Source organism: Leptospira kmetyi serovar Malaysia str. Bejo-Iso9 (assembly GCF_000243735.2).
GTDB classification, from domain to species: domain Bacteria; phylum Spirochaetota; class Leptospiria; order Leptospirales; family Leptospiraceae; genus Leptospira; species Leptospira kmetyi.
The window spans coordinates 1,517,527-1,532,650 of sequence record NZ_AHMP02000003.1 but is presented as its reverse complement, the minus strand read 5'-3'; the positions used below and the strand labels follow the sequence as shown (position 1 = coordinate 1,532,650).

The following is a 15,124-nucleotide window of genomic DNA, read 5'->3' as shown; positions in this document are numbered from 1 at the left end:
ATGTCCAACGCAGTCAAAGAAGCCCTGGATATCCAGCCTCTCGTAACCGGCGGTAAGTCGGTTCGGGACGTTACCGAGGATATCTTAAGACCGGTCGAAGCGTTCCCCACTTCTCTGTGGTGGAAGGCTTTCCTTCTGGTTCTTACCATTACCGTTATCGACTTAGGTATCATCGGATACCTGATGTGGGAAGGTCTCTACATTCTCGGGATCAACAATCCCGTGGCTTGGGGATTCTTCATCGTAAACTTCGTATTCTGGATCGGGATCGGTCACGCCGGAACCCTGATTTCAGCCGTTCTTTATCTGTTCCGCCAAGAATGGAGAACCGGGATCAACCGCGCCGCAGAAGCGATGACCATCTTCGCCGTATTAACCGCCGCTTCCAACCTGATCATCCACATCGGAAGACCTTGGGTGGGATTCTGGTTATTCCCGTATCCGAACGAAAGAGGACCTCTTTGGGTGAACTTCCGTTCTCCTCTGATTTGGGATACGTTCGCGGTTTCGACCTACTTAACGATCTCTCTCGTGTTCTGGTATATCGGTTTGATTCCGGATATCGCGGCCGTAAGAGACCGTTCCAAAGGAGAAATGAAACGTAAGATTTACGACATTCTTTCCTTAGGTTGGGTCGGTTCCAACAAGGCTTGGTCTCATTTGGAAATGGTGGCGATGATCCTCGCGGCTCTTTCCACTCCTCTGGTTCTTTCGGTTCACACGATCGTATCCTTCGACTTCGCGGTTTCCATTCTTCCCGGATGGCATACTACGATCTTCCCTCCTTACTTCGTGGCAGGAGCGATTTTCTCGGGGTTCGCAATGGTTGTGACTCTGATGGTAATCGCAAGAGAAGTGTTCAACCTGAAAGACTACATCACCATGAAACACTTGGAAAACATGAACAAGGTCATCATGGTAACCGGTTTGATCGTGGGTCTCGCTTACTCCACCGAGTTTTTTATGGCTTGGTATTCCGGTAACGAATACGAAGGTTTTACTTTCGTAAACAGAGCGTTCGGTCCTTACGGTTGGGCGTATTTCATCATGTTTAGCTGTAACGTGTTTTCTCCACAGGTATTCTGGTGGAAAAAACTCAGAACCAATATCCCGGTTATGTTTATCATTTCCATCATCGTAAACATCGGTATGTGGTTCGAAAGATATGTGATCGTTATGACGACTCACGCGGACTTCCTTCCTTCCAGCTGGGATATGTATATCCCAACCGTTTACGACTTCATGATGCTCATCGGAACGTTCGGAATCTTCTTCACGTTGTTCCTTCTGTTCTGCAGAATCATGCCGGTTATCGCGGTTGCGGAAGTTAAAACCGTTATGCCTCACAAAGACGGAGGACACCACTGATGTATAAACCTCATAAAGAACAATTTCATACGTTCGAAGAAACAAGCTCGGGAGTATTCGGGCTTTTCGACAGCCCCGCGGAGATCATCTCTGCGGCGCAAAAAACCAAAGAGAAGAATTATACCGGCTTCGATTGTTTCACTCCGTATCCGGTTCACGGATTGGACGACGCGATGGGAGTTCCCCGTTCCGGTCTTCCTTGGGTTACATTCTTCATGGGACTTTTCGGATGCACCGTGGGTTTCGGAATGCAGTATCTGACTCACAAGTTCGATTGGCCCATCAATATCTCCGGTAAAAACCTGAACGCATGGTTCGCGTATATTCCGATTACGTTCGAATTCACCGTGTTTATGGCCGGTGTGGGAACCGCTGCGGCGATGTTCTTCCTAACAAGGCTTCCGAAAGTAAATCGGAGAGTTTTGCATCCGGACATCACTACGGACAAGTTCGCACTCTGGATTCCTTCCTCTTCCAAAGGTTATAAGGAAGACGAAGTGGTGAACTTCATCAAGGGTCTCGGCGGAAAAAACGTCGAGGTTGTGAAATAGGAGCAGGGATAAGAATGAAATATTACAAATCTCTAATTTTTCTTTTGGCCGCTGTTCTTCTTTGGAACTGCGAGTCCAAAACGCCTCCTCTGGAATACTTTCCGGATATGGCGGATTCTCCGGCGAGAGAAGCTCAGGAAGAAGATCCGATCGCACACGACGGCGCGGCTTCCAGAATTCCTCCGAAAGGAGCGGTTCCGGTGAATTATTATCCATACGAGTATCTCGGATTGGATGTAACACAATTACCGAATAAAGGACTTTCTAATCCTTTTAAAAACGATTTAGCCAATCTCCAAAAGGGAGAGGCTAAATACCAAACCTATTGTTCCCCTTGCCACGGAGTAAGAGGAGCGGGGAATGGAACCATCGTAGGTCCGGCTCCAAGAATCGGTTTTCCGGTTCCTGCCGTGATTTCTCCTAAGATCCAAGGATATTCCGACGGACAGATCTATCACGTGATGACCGCGGGTTGGGGAAGAATGAAAAGCTACGCTTCTCAAGTTTCTCCGGAAGACCGCTGGAAGATCGTTCTCTACGTGAGAAAACTCCAGGAATACGACAACAGAACAAAAAAAGACGTGGCTAGGAATTAAGAATCATGGAAGTCAAAGTCGAACAAAATCTGATTAACTTTAAACTCGACTCCAAAACCCGCAGCGCCCTTTTCGGGATGATCGGGATCGGGGTCTTAAGTTTACTCATCGGGTATTTTACCCTTTCTCATACTCCTCCAAGACACGAGGGTGGACATTCCAACCCGGCTTGGTCCGCGTTTTTGATCGGAACCTTCTTTATCACCGGGATTTCTCTTGCGGGTGTTTTTTTCACCGCGATCAGCAACATCACCGGCGCACATTGGTCCATCACCGTTAGAAGACTCGCGGAAGGTTACGGATTGTTTCTTCCTGTCGTTGCGGTTCTGCTCCTGATCACCACGGTCGGAATTCACGACCTCTACGAGTGGAGCCACGAAGAAGTTGTAGCACACGATCATCTGCTTCAGCATAAAAAACCGTTGTTGAACACTCCTTTCTTTGTGATCCGAATGATTCTTTTCGGAGCGGCTTGGTCTGCGTTCGGTTGGTTGTTCCACAAACGTTCCACCAAACAAGACGGCGATAAGGACGTAGCTCACACTCAGTTCAACGCGAGATTGGCCGGAGGATTTATCGTATTCTTCGCTCTTTCCTTTTCCCTCGCTTCTTTCGATTTGATCATGTCTCTTACGCCGCATTGGTTCTCAACCATGTTTGGAGTGTATTGTTTTGCCGGAGCGTATCAAACCGGTCTTTCCACTCTCGTAATCATGATCTACTTTCTGAAAAAGAAAGGTTATCTCGGAAATCTCGTGAACGAAAACCATATCCACGATATCGGTAAGTTCATGCTCGGTTTCTGCGTGTTCTGGGCTTACGTAGGATTTTCCCAGTTCATGTTGATCTGGTATGCGAGCATTCCGGAAGAAACTTTCTTTTACGAGCAGAGATTGACCGGCGGATGGGAAGTGTTTACTTACGCTCTTCCGTTTATCAAATTCATTCTTCCGTTCTTGTTGCTCTTAAACAGACCGAACAAAAGAGACATCAACTTCCTCGTGAAAGTAGCGATCTGGATCGTGTTTACACAAGTGATCGAAATCTATTGGCTGGTGTTCCCCGCTAACTTCGAAAACTTTCAACTTTCCGGTTTGATCGTAACTCTCGGAGCGGTGATCGGTTTTATCGGTCTTTTCGGTTTCGTAGTGTTGAAACGTTACGAGTCCGCGGCTCTGATTCCGGTGGGAGATCCAAGATTGGATCAATCCTTACATCATCATCAATAAGAGAGGAGGAACGATGAAAAAGAATTTAAAACTGACCGTTCTCTTAACAAGTATGGCTCTTTTTTTGGGAGCCTGTTCGAAACTCGCGCAGGTTACCAATCATAAGAATTGCGATCCTTCTTTAGTAAATCCTTCTCTGGAACCTACCGTTCCGATTTTTGCCGAAGCGGATGCAACATCCGCGGTTAAGGAAAGAATCGCTCCGGGTTCCGTTGTAAGAGTTTACGATTATAGAAATCATCAAGCAAATCCGAAACCTTTCGTTCGTGTGAAAACCGAAAAGAGCGAAGGGTGGATCAACCCCCGTTGTTTAGTTGTGGGTCAGGATCCTTCCAAGTCCGTTTTTACTTGGGGATACAGCAAAGATTATATCCACTTTTACAATCCTGAAGATCACGAACATTATCCGAACGGATACGAATTCCCGGATTATGCTTCGCTTCCTAAGGATAAGGTTCCTTTGGCAGAACTTGCGCCTGAACTGAAAAAGTAAATCAGCAACCGTTACAACCATTGGAAAGCTCCATGCCGCTTCGAAAGAAGGGCATGGATTTTTTTTGTCCTGACCATCTTTGCGGTCGTCGTGGATATGGCTGGATCTGAAATAAACTTTGTTATAAGTTAAGTTAGTCGCCATTGGATCAGATGCAATTTCGAGGTCCTGTCGCCGTTGACCTTGAAATCATCTTCGAAATGGAGGTTGCCGCTGTTAACCTGTTACAATGGTCCTTCCTGTAGTTGCATTGCGCGCCGGATGTCTTTCTTGTAGTTAGTTACAGTTGAAGTTGCATTTTTAAGATGACGGCTAACGTTCTTGGATGCTTATAATCGTAGATTTCCTCATTTATAAACAGGGTTGTTGATTCTCTTGGATTGACCTACGATTCTCCCGTACAAAGATATTCTTTGAATTTTTTGGAAGGACAGAAGAGAGAACCCATGCAGAAAGAATTTATTTCTTGGAATCGATCCGTTTGGTTTGTTTCTCTTCTGTCTCTGATTCCTGCGGGATGTCTGCAGAATCGAAATCTTGATCCGGCATTTATGCTTTTGGGAAATCCGACTTCGATCACGGTTACGGAACTCAATCCTCCTTTTGTGGGAACTCCTCCAACCTTGACGTACACGACGAGTTCGTTTCAATTTGTAAAGAATATCGCGATCTCGGCGATTCAGCCGAACGCGGCGGGTGCGACTTCGTTTTCGATTTCGCCCGCGTTGCCTTCCGGTCTTTCCTTCGATTCGACGACGGGGGAAATTACGGGAATTCCCGCGACGAAACAGAGCGCGTCTTCTTATACGATTACGGCTTCGAATTCTTCCGGTTCTTCTTCCGCCTCGATTCAAATTGCGGTCGATGCCCTCAACGCGGAATGGGAAAGTCTTTTGAAGGCTCCGAATCCGGATATCAGCGATACAAGCGGCGGTTTTGATCTCGATCTTTCCGGAGATACATTGGTGCTGGGAATGTGCGGAGAGGACAGCGCTCAAACCGCGATTCTTCACAGTCCGTTTGCGGGTTTGACTTCGGCGGGGGACGACGATTCCGCAAGCGGCTCCGGAGCGGCCTATGTGTTTCGACGCACGGGAACAACTTGGGCTTTGGAGGCTTATCTCAAAGCTCCGAACGCGGAAGCAAACGATCAATTCGGATGCGCCGTTGCGATCTCGGGAGATACGATCGTTGTCGGAGCTAGGGCGGAGGACGGGAATTCCGGCATTCTCCATTCTCCCTTTACCGGTTTGACGCCTGCGGGAGACGATGACACTGCGTTGAGCGCAGGTGCGGCGTATGTCTTCCGTCGTACCGGAACGACTTGGGCGTTAGAAGCGTATCTCAAAGCTCCGAACATTGATATCGGTCAGGGAGATCAATTCGGTGCGAGCGTTTCGATTTCGGGTGATCGAATTGCAGTCAGCGCCATTCAGGAACGGGGCGGTTTAGGCGTGATTATTCAGGCTCCGGCCCCTGGTTTTTCCGGAGCGACCGACAATGATTCTGCGTCGACAGCGGGGGCGGTTTATATCTTTGAAAGAACCGGAACAACTTGGGCTTGGGACGCCTATATCAAAGCTCCGAATCCGGAGAACTCGGATTTATTCGGAGGAAAAATTCAAGTCAGAGGCGACACGTTGATCGCCGGAGCGGTCGGAGAGGACAGCGGGAACACTTCGATTCTAAATTCTTTGGGACCGAATCTTACTTCTGCGGGCGACGACGATTCTCTGAGCACTTCGGGAGCAGTTTACGTATTTCGCAAAACCGGCGCTGCCTGGGCTTTCGAATCGTATCTCAAAGCCCCGAACGCGGACAACAGCGATCAGTTCGGAGTAACTTTGGATCTTTCGGACGACGGAAACGTCGCGGTGGTCGGAGCCTACAACGAAGACAGCGCCCAAACGACGATTTCCCATTCTCTCGGACCCACTCTCACAACGGCGGGCGACGACGATTCTACCCTTGCGTCCGGTGCGGTCTATGTGTTCCGCAGAACCGGAAGCCTATGGGCGTTTGAAGCGTATTTGAAATCGCCGAATATCGAAGCGAACGATAACTTCGGAAGAAGCGTTTCCGTTTACGGAGATATGATCGTAGTCGGTTCGATTGGAGAAGACAGTTCTTCCACGTCCATTTTACATTCTCCTGCGGTTCTTCCGGGACCCGGAGCCGACGACGATTCCGTAAGTAATTCCGGAGCGGCATATGTGTTTCGAAAATTGGCAAGCGGATGGACCTTTCAATCCTATCTCAAAGCTCCGAACGCGGAAGCCTCGGATGCGTTCGGAATTTTGGTTTGTATCGACGGAGATTTGATCGCGGTCGGCGCTCAAAACGACGACGACGGACTTGGAACGATTTGGAATCGATCCACCGGAGCGCCTCCCACGCCTGCAACCGACAACGACAGCGTATCGAACTCGGGCGCGGTCGATATTTTTTACAAGTGATCTAAACGTAAAAGCGACGAACGATGACCTTGTTCGCAACGTTGAACTATATATCTTCCGTAAAGAATCGGAACTTCTTAGGTTCCGGTTTTTTTAGAATCGAAATAGAATTCAAGGTTCAAGGACAACACGTTGAGAAAAATACATATCCTTGCGGCGATCTGCATTTTGGCCGCAATCAGTTGCAACAGACATTTTTACGTAAAAGAATTCCCGGTTATGGGACAAACCGCCGTTGTCGGTAAAAAACCGAAGATCGCCTATCTCGGGTTTAGAACCTACAGCGCCAAACTTACGAGCGTAAGCGGAAGAAGAAGCACCTACACGGCGGATTTAAACTACAAAAATCGAACGATTCCGAAACTCGAAAACGGGGTTTTTATCGACCAAATGAAAAACGAAGGCGTAAGAACCGATATTCCTTCCGAAAAAGTCGCGGCGTTTGCATTCGAATATTTGAATCTTGTAAAGTCCAGCGGAGCGTTCGAAATTTCTCAACTGGTCGAAGTGGAAAAGAAGGAAGGCTCGCAGTTCGTTTATAAACTTAAGAATTATCCGGTGGATTATTACGTGATCGGAATTCACGGCCCCGCGTTTGTCAAAGACGCTCATATCGGGATTTCGCTCGGAAAGGTTTTTTCGGTCTTTTTTTCCATCGTTTCGTTCGGTTTGTTTCCGATCTATTCTTCCGAACTCGCGAATACCGAGGTTCGGGTATATGATAAAAATTTAAAGTTAGTCAACAGACTTGAATACGATAATTCTTATACTTCCGTATCCGCGGTTTGGGCTTCGGCAAGTCCGGATCATTGTCATAGCTTTAAATGCAATCGAGGAAACTTCGATTCTCCGTACGAGTTCGTTTACGACGGAATGGGTCCAAAGATCGAAGAGGACGTGCTTCATTCGATTCAAACGAAAGGATCCAATTAGATCGACAAAGAATCGTTTCTTGCCGTTTCTTCCGTAGGCGCGAACGTCAACCCCGAGGTTCGATACATTTATCGGAACGGATTGCGGTTCTTTAAAACCGATAAGAATAAAATTCCTTACTTGAATTTCGGAATCGAACTTAGGTTTTGAAATCCGATTCGTATTGTTGCGGATCGAAGATTTAATTTTTCGGATTTCGGCACATTCGATTCTTCTTTTTGATTGCGTTCGGAAATCATTAAGGAGAATCTAATACGAAAACGGATCGGGTTTCGTCTCGATCCGCGGATTTCGGAAAGTCTATGAGATACGATCAAACATTTGGATTCTTATTATTCAGTCTTCTTTGCGTCTTCGATTGCAATTATCACTATTACGTCCAACAATCCCCTCCGGAAGCGACGGCTTCGATTCCGAATTTGTCCAAGGTGAAAATCGCGTATATCGGGTTTCGTCCTTACGAAGCGGAGATCACGAAGTCTTCCGCGGAAACGAGGATTTATACCGCGAATCTGATTTATCCCGATCGAACTATATTAAAATTTCAGAATGGATCGTACGCGTCCGATCTGAAATCGGTAGGATATAGAAAGGACATATCCTCGGATAAGGTGAAAAAATTCGTTCAGGATTATTTGAACGAGGTTAAGGAAAGCGGAGTTCTCGAACTTACCTACGTAACGAGCGTTGAAAAAAAGGGAGACGAAAAAATCTTCAAACTCAAGGACATCGGAGTCGATTATTACGTTCTCGGAATTCATACGCCCGCGTTTCAAACCCCGAAACACGCAGGAAGCGGCGCGATTCAATTGTTCACGTCCATTTTTTCCGTGATCAGTTTCGGTTTGATTCCAAGTTATGCGTCTTTGCAGGCCGGAACCGAAATCAGAATCTTCGATAAGAATCTGAATCAACTGACTTCCATCAAATACGACAACGGATATTCCGTTTTGGGCGCGGTCTGGGCCTCTTCGGTTCCGGAAGAATGTAAAAGAATGGGATGCAACGCTCTGAAGCAGGTGACTTCTCCCCCTAAGTTCGTGTATCAGGAACAGGGACCGAAATTCGAAGCCGACGTCGCGAGTTTTATCCAGGCACAAGCGGCGTTTCGAAAGTGATATGATCTACGTAGAATGGTTCGCCAATGCCTTTGCCGTTTTCGGCGGGTTTCTCGCGTTTTTACTCTCCGTTTCAGAATGGATCACATTCAAAAAAACTAAATTTCAAATCTACTTCTCCGCCGCTCTGCTTCTGATCGGAATTTTACAAATCTTGAATGCGATTTCATTTCAGGGCGTTTTTCAAAATACGGTCTTATACGTTCGATTCAGTCTTCCCGTTTTGTTTCTGATCGGCCCGGTCGCGTACGTCGCTTTGAGAGCGATGGTTGAAGAAGAATTTCAATGGAATACGAAGTCGATTCTTTCCTTTGTTCCGGCCGCTTTGTGCGGTCTTGTCTTGTTCGTCGTTCCGAGAGAAACCTTGATTCTTCCTTGGGAAAGAAACCCGGATCTTCCCTTCGAAAACGTGAACTGGATCTTTTGGATCTACGGGTTTGCCGGAGTTTATTCCTTTTTATTCGGAGTCTTGATCTTTCGGATTCTTTCCGCGGTTTCCGAAATGAAACTGAGAATTTTGATTTGGATCTGTTTTATGGATTTCACCACGGTTTCCGCTTTCGGGCTTCTCGGACTTTATTACGGGATCTTCTTTTTGAAAATTTCGGCGGTAGTCGTTTCGATTGCTTTATGCGGAATCTATTATGTTCGAAAAGAATATTCGAATCTGGAAGAAACGATTCACGTCGAACTCGTTAAGGCGAAGTATTCCCGATCCAGATTGGGAGGTTTGGAAGTGGATTCCATTCTTGCCCGTTTGGAAACGATGATGGAAACCGAAAGGATGTATCAAAACGAAGAGGTTTCTCTCGGCTACGTCGCCGAAAGAGTTTCGTTGACGACCCATCAATTATCCGAACTCATCAACCGCAAACTCAACAAAAGTTTTTTCGTGTGGTTGAATCAATACAGGGTGGAAGAGGCAAAAAAACTTTTGAAGGAAACGGACAAAACCGTTTTGGAAATCGCGATGGAAGTCGGATTCAACAATCGTTCCTCCTTCAACGAAGCCTTTTTGAAACTCACCGAAAAAACGCCGATCGATTTTCGAAAAACCGCCAAGGTCTAATCCTAAAACCCGAAAAATTCGATTTCGCATTAAAAAATGTGTAAGCCGTTATAACACCGGTCGATTTCGAATTGAAGCGGGCGCATACTGGATCTATGTTGATCGTTCAACAAGGTAGGTAAGAATGCAAACTGATAGTATCGCAATGAATCGAACCGCGGACGGAAATAAAATTCTCTCCTTAATCTCGAAAGTTTATCTCGTTATGAACCTGATCGTTTACGGCGGCTTTACGCTGGGATTCTTTTTCATTCCGATTCGACTCGCCTCCTTAATCGGAATCGAAATCAGAGATTCCGCGGCCCTCGCCGATTTTAGGGCGATGTATGGAGGACTTTGTTTGGGCATAAGCGCCCTTTTCGTTTTGGGTTTGTTCAGGGAAGAATTTAAAAAGTCATCCGTCGTTTTGGCGCTCACCGCGGCAGTCGGACTTTTGTCGGGGAGAATTTACACTCTCGTTTTGGACGGACCGGGCAACGAGTACATTTATATCAGCATGGCGACCGAGATCGGAGCGATTCTGATCGGAACCTGGATCTTAAAACGTTCTTAATTAAAAAAACACCCTCGACCGAATCGATCGAGGGTGAAGGGGAATTACCGTTTCATACAACGTGTTTTTTAAGTCGCAACGTTCGACGCTCATTGCGCCTCTCTATTTGTTACGGATCTAAGATTTATTTTTATCTTCTGCAACGAACGCGAAACGAAAGAGTCGTATCGGGAATGTTGCTCGCGGCGAATTGTTTCGTGATCGGGCAATTCAAAGCTTGCAGATCGAAGATCGTCGCGGATGTTTCCTTGACGGTCGCGGTACAGGTTCCTCTTACGTTGTTGGTCCCCGCACCGTAAACTCCTCCTGCAGTGTCGATATCCAAGGCCGAGCCGCCTTCACCCAACGTGTGTGTCGTCGTTTGAGCGAAGTTGATATTATGAATGTTAAGAATCGGAAGGTTATCCGCGTCGACCATCTGAACGATGACGCCGCCCACGCCGGATACGCATAATTGTTGATTGGTCAACACTAAAGTTTCCGTTCCCAACTTCATAATCGCGGTTCCGTCCACGGGTTGCGGAAGATCCGCAGGGCCGCTACCGGCTAACGCCAGTAAGGCGGCAATAGGGGTCAGATCCGTTTTTTTATCGTCGGCACAATTCGAAAAGCCGATCGCCGCTCCGATGAGCGCGATAGCCAAGAATAATCTAACCGTCTTTTTTTCTGTTTGCATTAAAGGTCTCCTATTTCGGAACTAAACGCGCAAAAACGGAAACAAACATCCGTTAGTCGCGTTGTGGTTCGAATCAGATAACTCATGCTCGAACGGAGTTTTTCATTTCAGGAAATAATTTTATTCCATATTTCCCGTCGTTCATTCCGTTCTTATAAGTCGGTGGGAATCCGAAAATTCCGGTTGAAAAGAATTTACGAAATTTTTTTCCGATTTATGAACGTTATGCGTTTCTTGTTTGTTAAACCGGGTTCGATTTTTTTGAGATTTTTAGATTCGAAAACGGAAATGTCAAAAGCCGCGCGTTCTTCGCGATGAGAATTTTCGGTCTCGGGTAGTTTGCGATCGGAGGGGATTTCGAAAACGTTTCGATCTCAAGAAGCGCGCATTCTCCATTTATAAATTGTCAAAAAATTATTTTCCGGTTTCGAAACTTCCGCGTTAAAATACGGGGTTCACGAAGGTTTTTTCTTTTTCTCTTTTGAAAAATCGAGCTCGATGTTTTGCGCTCATTTCGAAAAGAATTCGATTCTTTGATTGCGTTAGTTGCGTTTACGAATAGGGTTGGACGACCTCAATATAGAACGAAGAGAAAATCACGATGAATCATAAAAAAATTGCAACCTCTAAGCCGTTATCCGCATCTTATCCGGTTTCGTTTTTAAAATCGCGGATCGAAAAAAATTTCCGACGTTCGGCCCTTCTATGGATCGTTTCGTTGATCGTCCTTTTACCCGGAACGCTGTTTTCCTGGGGAACGCACTATCTCGTTATGGATCGCGCTCTTGAACATCCGTCCATGCGTTTTACTTCGGACGAAGTGGCTTCCGAATCCCTGGATTCTTTCGTAAGAAAGGAGAAGGATTCACTGAAGATTCTTTTCGACGAGTTTGCGGCTTGGGAAGAATCCAGAGGCTCAAAGCGCTTTAAAAAAGTGGAATTTAATGCGAAATCTCCTACCGTTGTCGATTTTTTAAAAGCCGCGAGGCTCAATCCGTCCACCCGATTTTCGGAAGTGGAGAGGATTCTCCCGGGCTCCAGGTCGATGTCGGGTAACGTTCCCGTGACTTCGATTACTCCATATCTGCCGGATCTTCCCGAACTTCCCGCGAGATTTCAATCCACGGCCGGTAGGAAAATAAAAATCAGAAACGTTTTGTATACGTTCATCGACGAACCCGATTGGGGGATGGATCACAGTCTTTGGGGTTTCGAGGAATACGGATACGGAAAACAACCGTATGGAAAACCGCAAGGGGAAAGCAGTAAGGCGCCCTTTCACCTCCAGTTTCAAAACGAAAATTGGCTGATTTCTCTTTTTGCGCCCGAGGTGGTCGAAGGCGGAATGATGTTGGATCGGATCGAATTATTCTCCCGTCTTTCAAAACTCGCAGGAAAAACCGGTCACGAATACTGGAGATATAGATTCGCGGCTTGGGCTTGTCATTACATGCAGGACATCGGTCAACCGTATCACTCAAAGGCGGTACCCGACGCCGGATTCTTTTATTATGTTCGTTACGTTTTTTCCTCGAAGGAAACCAAAAAGGAAATGAAAACGAAGACGACGCAGTTGGTCGCCAATCGCCATTTTTTATACGAAGACTTCGTTTCTTACGGGCTCATTCAATTCTATAAAAATCCTACGCCGGTTACGACCGCGCTCACAAACTTTTTGACAAAGGAATACGACGGATTTCCGGGAGAATCGTCGAACGCCGATTTGATGAAATTCGTCGGAAAGCAGGCGTCCTCGCACGCGTATTCGATCAACGAATCCATCATTTCCACGTTCGGGCACGAATATACAATGAAACCTGAATATGATTTGGAAAAGGAGCTCGGGACCAAAATGAAGGAAATCTTCCCGACCTTGGATCCGGCGAAAGCGGATCATCTTTTGGAGGAAACCGGACGGGACTTCTCTCTGACCGGCTCCGCAACGAGGAAAATGCTCCATTCTCTCCTGAAAAACTGATATTTTCGAGAAACTCGGAGGAGTTCCCGCATTCTTCGGCGCAAAAAAGCTTTCTGATTTCGGAATCGATCAGTCGATTGCGGTCAAAAATCATAAGTCTGGTCGAAGATGTCGGAATTCCGAGTTAAGATTCTCCCTGAAAAGCGAAAGGTTTCGACCTGGGATTTTTCCAAAATTTCGAATCGAATTGGGAGAATAGGGAAATGACTCAGAAATTGAAAGAGAAGACCGAAAAAGCGAAAACTTCGGATCACGCGGTTTTGGACGCCGTGATCGTCGGGACCGGGTTTGCCGGACTCGGTATGGGAATCCGTTTGAAACAAGCGGGAATTCACTCGTTCGTGATTTTGGAACAAGCCGAAGGAGTGGGCGGAACTTGGAGAGACAATCATTATCCGGGCGCGGCCTGCGACGTTCAGTCGCATTTGTATTCTTTCTCGTTTGAAAGAAATCCCAACTGGTCCAGAATGTACGGACTTCAATCCGAAATTCTAAATTATCTAAATCATTGCACGGATAAATACGATCTTAGATCGCATATTCATTTTAACAACTCCGTGAATTCGGCGGTGTTCGACGAAAGGTCGGGGCTGTGGCACGTAACGTCTATCAACGGAAATTCCTATAAGTGCAGAAGTTTTATCAACGGTTCCGGCGGTCTCAGTCGTCCCGTTCTTCCCGATATTCCCGGTTTGAAAAAATTCAAAGGAAAGATGTTTCATTCCGCGAGATGGGATCATTCCTACGATCTGAACAATAAAACCGTCGCCGTGATCGGAACGGGCGCGAGCGCGATTCAGATCGTTCCGGCGATTCAGCCTGACGTTAAAAAACTTCATCTCTTTCAAAGAACCGCTCCTTGGGTGATCGCGAAACCGGATCGTGCGATTTCGAAAGGCGAAAGATGGTTGTTCCGCATTTTTCCTCCGGCTCAGTGGTTGTTCCGTCTTGCGATTTACTGGATGTTGGAATTCAGAGTGATCGCGTTTACGATTCATCCTGGTCTTATGAAAGCGCTGGAATTTTTCGCGAAAGGTTATATCAAAAAACAGGTTAAGAATCCCGAACTCAGACAAAAGGTGACTCCGAACTTTACGATCGGTTGTAAGAGGGTATTGATCTCGAACGAATACTACGGCGCATTACAAAAACCGAATGTGACCGTGATAACAACTCCGATTCAGGAAATCAGGGAGAATGGAATCGTAACCCAGGACGGGGTGGAACATCCGATCGATGCTTTGATTCTCGCCACGGGTTTTCAAGCCGCGGAAGCGATGGCTCCTTTCGAACTGAAAGGACTCGGAGGCTTGGACCTGAACGACGCGTGGAAAAACGGCGCCGAGGCGTATCTCGGAACCACGGTTTCCGGTTTTCCGAATCTGTTTTTGATCGTAGGTCCGAACACGGGGCTCGGTCACAGTTCCATGGTGTTGATGATAGAATCTCAGATCAATTATACGCTTCAGTGTATTCTTTCCTTACGCAAGAAACGATTGAAGTTCATCAACGTCTTGAAGGAAGCTCAGGACAAATACAACCAAAGCATCCAAAAACGACTCGAAAAATCCATCTGGAACACGGGCGGTTGCGTTAGTTGGTATCGCACGAAAAGCGGAAAGAACACGACTCTTTGGCCGGGGTTTACGTTCGAATTCAGATTGAAAACGAAGTCGGTCAATCTCTCGCACTACGAAGTCGCCAAATCGGACGATCAGTTGGAAAGTATCGGTTTGGTTTCCAGAATCGCGATGTTGTTTTCCGGAATTTTTAGTTGAGATCTTTTCGTTGAAATTAAATTACCGAGCTTCGATTTCAAAAGAATCGAGGCTCGTTTTTTTTAAGGACGTTTTGTAGAGGGAACTCAGATTTTTTTTTAGCCTCGCAACAACTTGCCGTTATTAAGCTCGGCCAAATCCATCTAACTAAATATTTGTTTAAACCGTTTCGTTTCATTCAAGATTTCTTTTATGCTGCAGCGGCACGTCTATAAGAATAAGCGAAAAAATCTTTCAATGATCGCGGTTTCTTTTGCGTGTTTCCGAATTTCGAATTACGGCTGAAAGAACGGGAGAATTCGTTTGTCGCTATCGAATGAAACGTT

13 protein-coding genes are annotated in these 15,124 nt (G+C 46.4%); 12 read left to right on the top strand and 1 reads right to left on the bottom strand.

The features are described from left to right. The 10 genes from nrfD to LEP1GSC052_RS09500 all read left to right on the top strand — a co-directional run bounded on the left by nrfD (position 1) and on the right by LEP1GSC052_RS09500 (position 10,366). Entirely contained in the window at positions 1-1,368 is a 1,368-nt protein-coding gene (gene nrfD, locus LEP1GSC052_RS09550) for an NrfD/PsrC family molybdoenzyme membrane anchor subunit (protein ID WP_010575578.1), read from the top strand. Next, complete coding sequence (locus LEP1GSC052_RS09545) at positions 1,368-1,919, top strand: DUF3341 domain-containing protein (RefSeq protein WP_010575577.1); 552 nt, start codon at positions 1,368-1,370, stop codon at positions 1,917-1,919. Before nrfD ends, LEP1GSC052_RS09545 begins: the two co-directional genes overlap by 1 nt. A 14-nt stretch (positions 1,920-1,933) precedes the next feature. Continuing rightward, entirely contained in the window at positions 1,934-2,515 is a 582-nt protein-coding gene (locus LEP1GSC052_RS09540; RefSeq protein ID WP_010575576.1) for a c-type cytochrome, read from the top strand. Positions 2,516-2,520: 5 nt separating this feature from the next. Continuing rightward, positions 2,521-3,744 (top strand): hypothetical protein, encoded by a 1,224-nt coding sequence (locus LEP1GSC052_RS09535; protein WP_010575575.1) that lies wholly within the window; start codon positions 2,521-2,523, stop codon positions 3,742-3,744. 13 nt (positions 3,745-3,757) lie between these two features. Further along, positions 3,758-4,237 (top strand): E-cadherin-binding lipoprotein adhesin Lsa16, encoded by a 480-nt coding sequence (gene lsa16, locus LEP1GSC052_RS09530; protein ID WP_010575574.1) that lies wholly within the window; start codon positions 3,758-3,760, stop codon positions 4,235-4,237. Between the two features lie 446 nt (positions 4,238-4,683). Continuing rightward, on the top strand, positions 4,684-6,693 hold the full coding sequence (locus tag LEP1GSC052_RS09525; RefSeq protein ID WP_010575573.1) for a putative Ig domain-containing protein: 2,010 nt from the start codon (positions 4,684-4,686) through the stop codon (positions 6,691-6,693). Between the two features lie 132 nt (positions 6,694-6,825). Continuing rightward, positions 6,826-7,626, top strand: coding sequence for an Lp29 family lipoprotein (locus tag LEP1GSC052_RS09520; protein ID WP_010575572.1), 801 nt, complete (start codon positions 6,826-6,828; stop codon positions 7,624-7,626). A gap of 302 nt (positions 7,627-7,928) precedes the next feature. Then, the gene (locus tag LEP1GSC052_RS09510) at positions 7,929-8,744 is read left to right on the top strand and encodes an Lp29 family lipoprotein (RefSeq protein ID WP_010575570.1); all 816 of its coding nucleotides are present in this window, start codon (positions 7,929-7,931) and stop codon (positions 8,742-8,744) included. 1 nt (position 8,745) lies between these two features. Continuing rightward, positions 8,746-9,813, top strand: a complete 1,068-nt coding sequence (locus LEP1GSC052_RS09505; RefSeq protein ID WP_010575569.1) for a helix-turn-helix domain-containing protein — start codon at positions 8,746-8,748, stop codon at positions 9,811-9,813. 124 nt (positions 9,814-9,937) lie between these two features. Then, on the top strand, positions 9,938-10,366 hold the full coding sequence (locus LEP1GSC052_RS09500) for a DUF4345 family protein (protein WP_040912937.1): 429 nt from the start codon (positions 9,938-9,940) through the stop codon (positions 10,364-10,366). Between the two features lie 130 nt (positions 10,367-10,496). On the opposite strand, the gene LEP1GSC052_RS09495 is transcribed toward LEP1GSC052_RS09500, so the two are convergent. Then, a complete protein-coding gene (locus LEP1GSC052_RS09495) occupies positions 10,497-11,042 on the bottom strand; it encodes a hypothetical protein (protein WP_010575567.1) in 546 nt (181 codons plus the stop codon). A gap of 772 nt (positions 11,043-11,814) precedes the next feature. Here LEP1GSC052_RS09495 and LEP1GSC052_RS09485 point away from each other — a divergent pair. Continuing rightward, entirely contained in the window at positions 11,815-13,020 is a 1,206-nt protein-coding gene (locus LEP1GSC052_RS09485; protein ID WP_040913428.1) for a phospholipase C/P1 nuclease family protein, read from the top strand. Between the two features lie 203 nt (positions 13,021-13,223). Continuing rightward, positions 13,224-14,798, top strand: coding sequence for a flavin-containing monooxygenase (locus LEP1GSC052_RS09480; RefSeq protein WP_010575564.1), 1,575 nt, complete (start codon positions 13,224-13,226; stop codon positions 14,796-14,798). Positions 14,799-15,124: the final 326 nt, after the last annotated feature.

Excerpts from the sequence above, each read along its gene's own strand:
- nrfD (WP_010575578.1), top strand. The coding sequence starts at position 1 with ATGTCCAACGCAGTCAAAGAAGCCCTGGATATCCAGCCTCTCGTAACC.
- lsa16 (WP_010575574.1), top strand. The coding sequence starts at position 3,758 with ATGAAAAAGAATTTAAAACTGACCGTTCTCTTAACAAGTATGGCTCTT.
- LEP1GSC052_RS09535 (WP_010575575.1), top strand. The coding sequence starts at position 2,521 with ATGGAAGTCAAAGTCGAACAAAATCTGATTAACTTTAAACTCGACTCC.
- LEP1GSC052_RS09510 (WP_010575570.1), top strand. The coding sequence starts at position 7,929 with ATGAGATACGATCAAACATTTGGATTCTTATTATTCAGTCTTCTTTGC.
- LEP1GSC052_RS09480 (WP_010575564.1), top strand. The coding sequence starts at position 13,224 with ATGACTCAGAAATTGAAAGAGAAGACCGAAAAAGCGAAAACTTCGGAT.
- LEP1GSC052_RS09495 (WP_010575567.1), bottom strand. The coding sequence starts at position 11,042 with ATGCAAACAGAAAAAAAGACGGTTAGATTATTCTTGGCTATCGCGCTC.
- LEP1GSC052_RS09485 (WP_040913428.1), top strand. The coding sequence starts at position 11,815 with ATGGATCGCGCTCTTGAACATCCGTCCATGCGTTTTACTTCGGACGAA.
- LEP1GSC052_RS09545 (WP_010575577.1), top strand. The coding sequence starts at position 1,368 with ATGTATAAACCTCATAAAGAACAATTTCATACGTTCGAAGAAACAAGC.
- LEP1GSC052_RS09540 (WP_010575576.1), top strand. The coding sequence starts at position 1,934 with ATGAAATATTACAAATCTCTAATTTTTCTTTTGGCCGCTGTTCTTCTT.
- LEP1GSC052_RS09500 (WP_040912937.1), top strand. The coding sequence starts at position 9,938 with ATGCAAACTGATAGTATCGCAATGAATCGAACCGCGGACGGAAATAAA.
- LEP1GSC052_RS09505 (WP_010575569.1), top strand. The coding sequence starts at position 8,746 with ATGATCTACGTAGAATGGTTCGCCAATGCCTTTGCCGTTTTCGGCGGG.
- LEP1GSC052_RS09525 (WP_010575573.1), top strand. The coding sequence starts at position 4,684 with ATGCAGAAAGAATTTATTTCTTGGAATCGATCCGTTTGGTTTGTTTCT.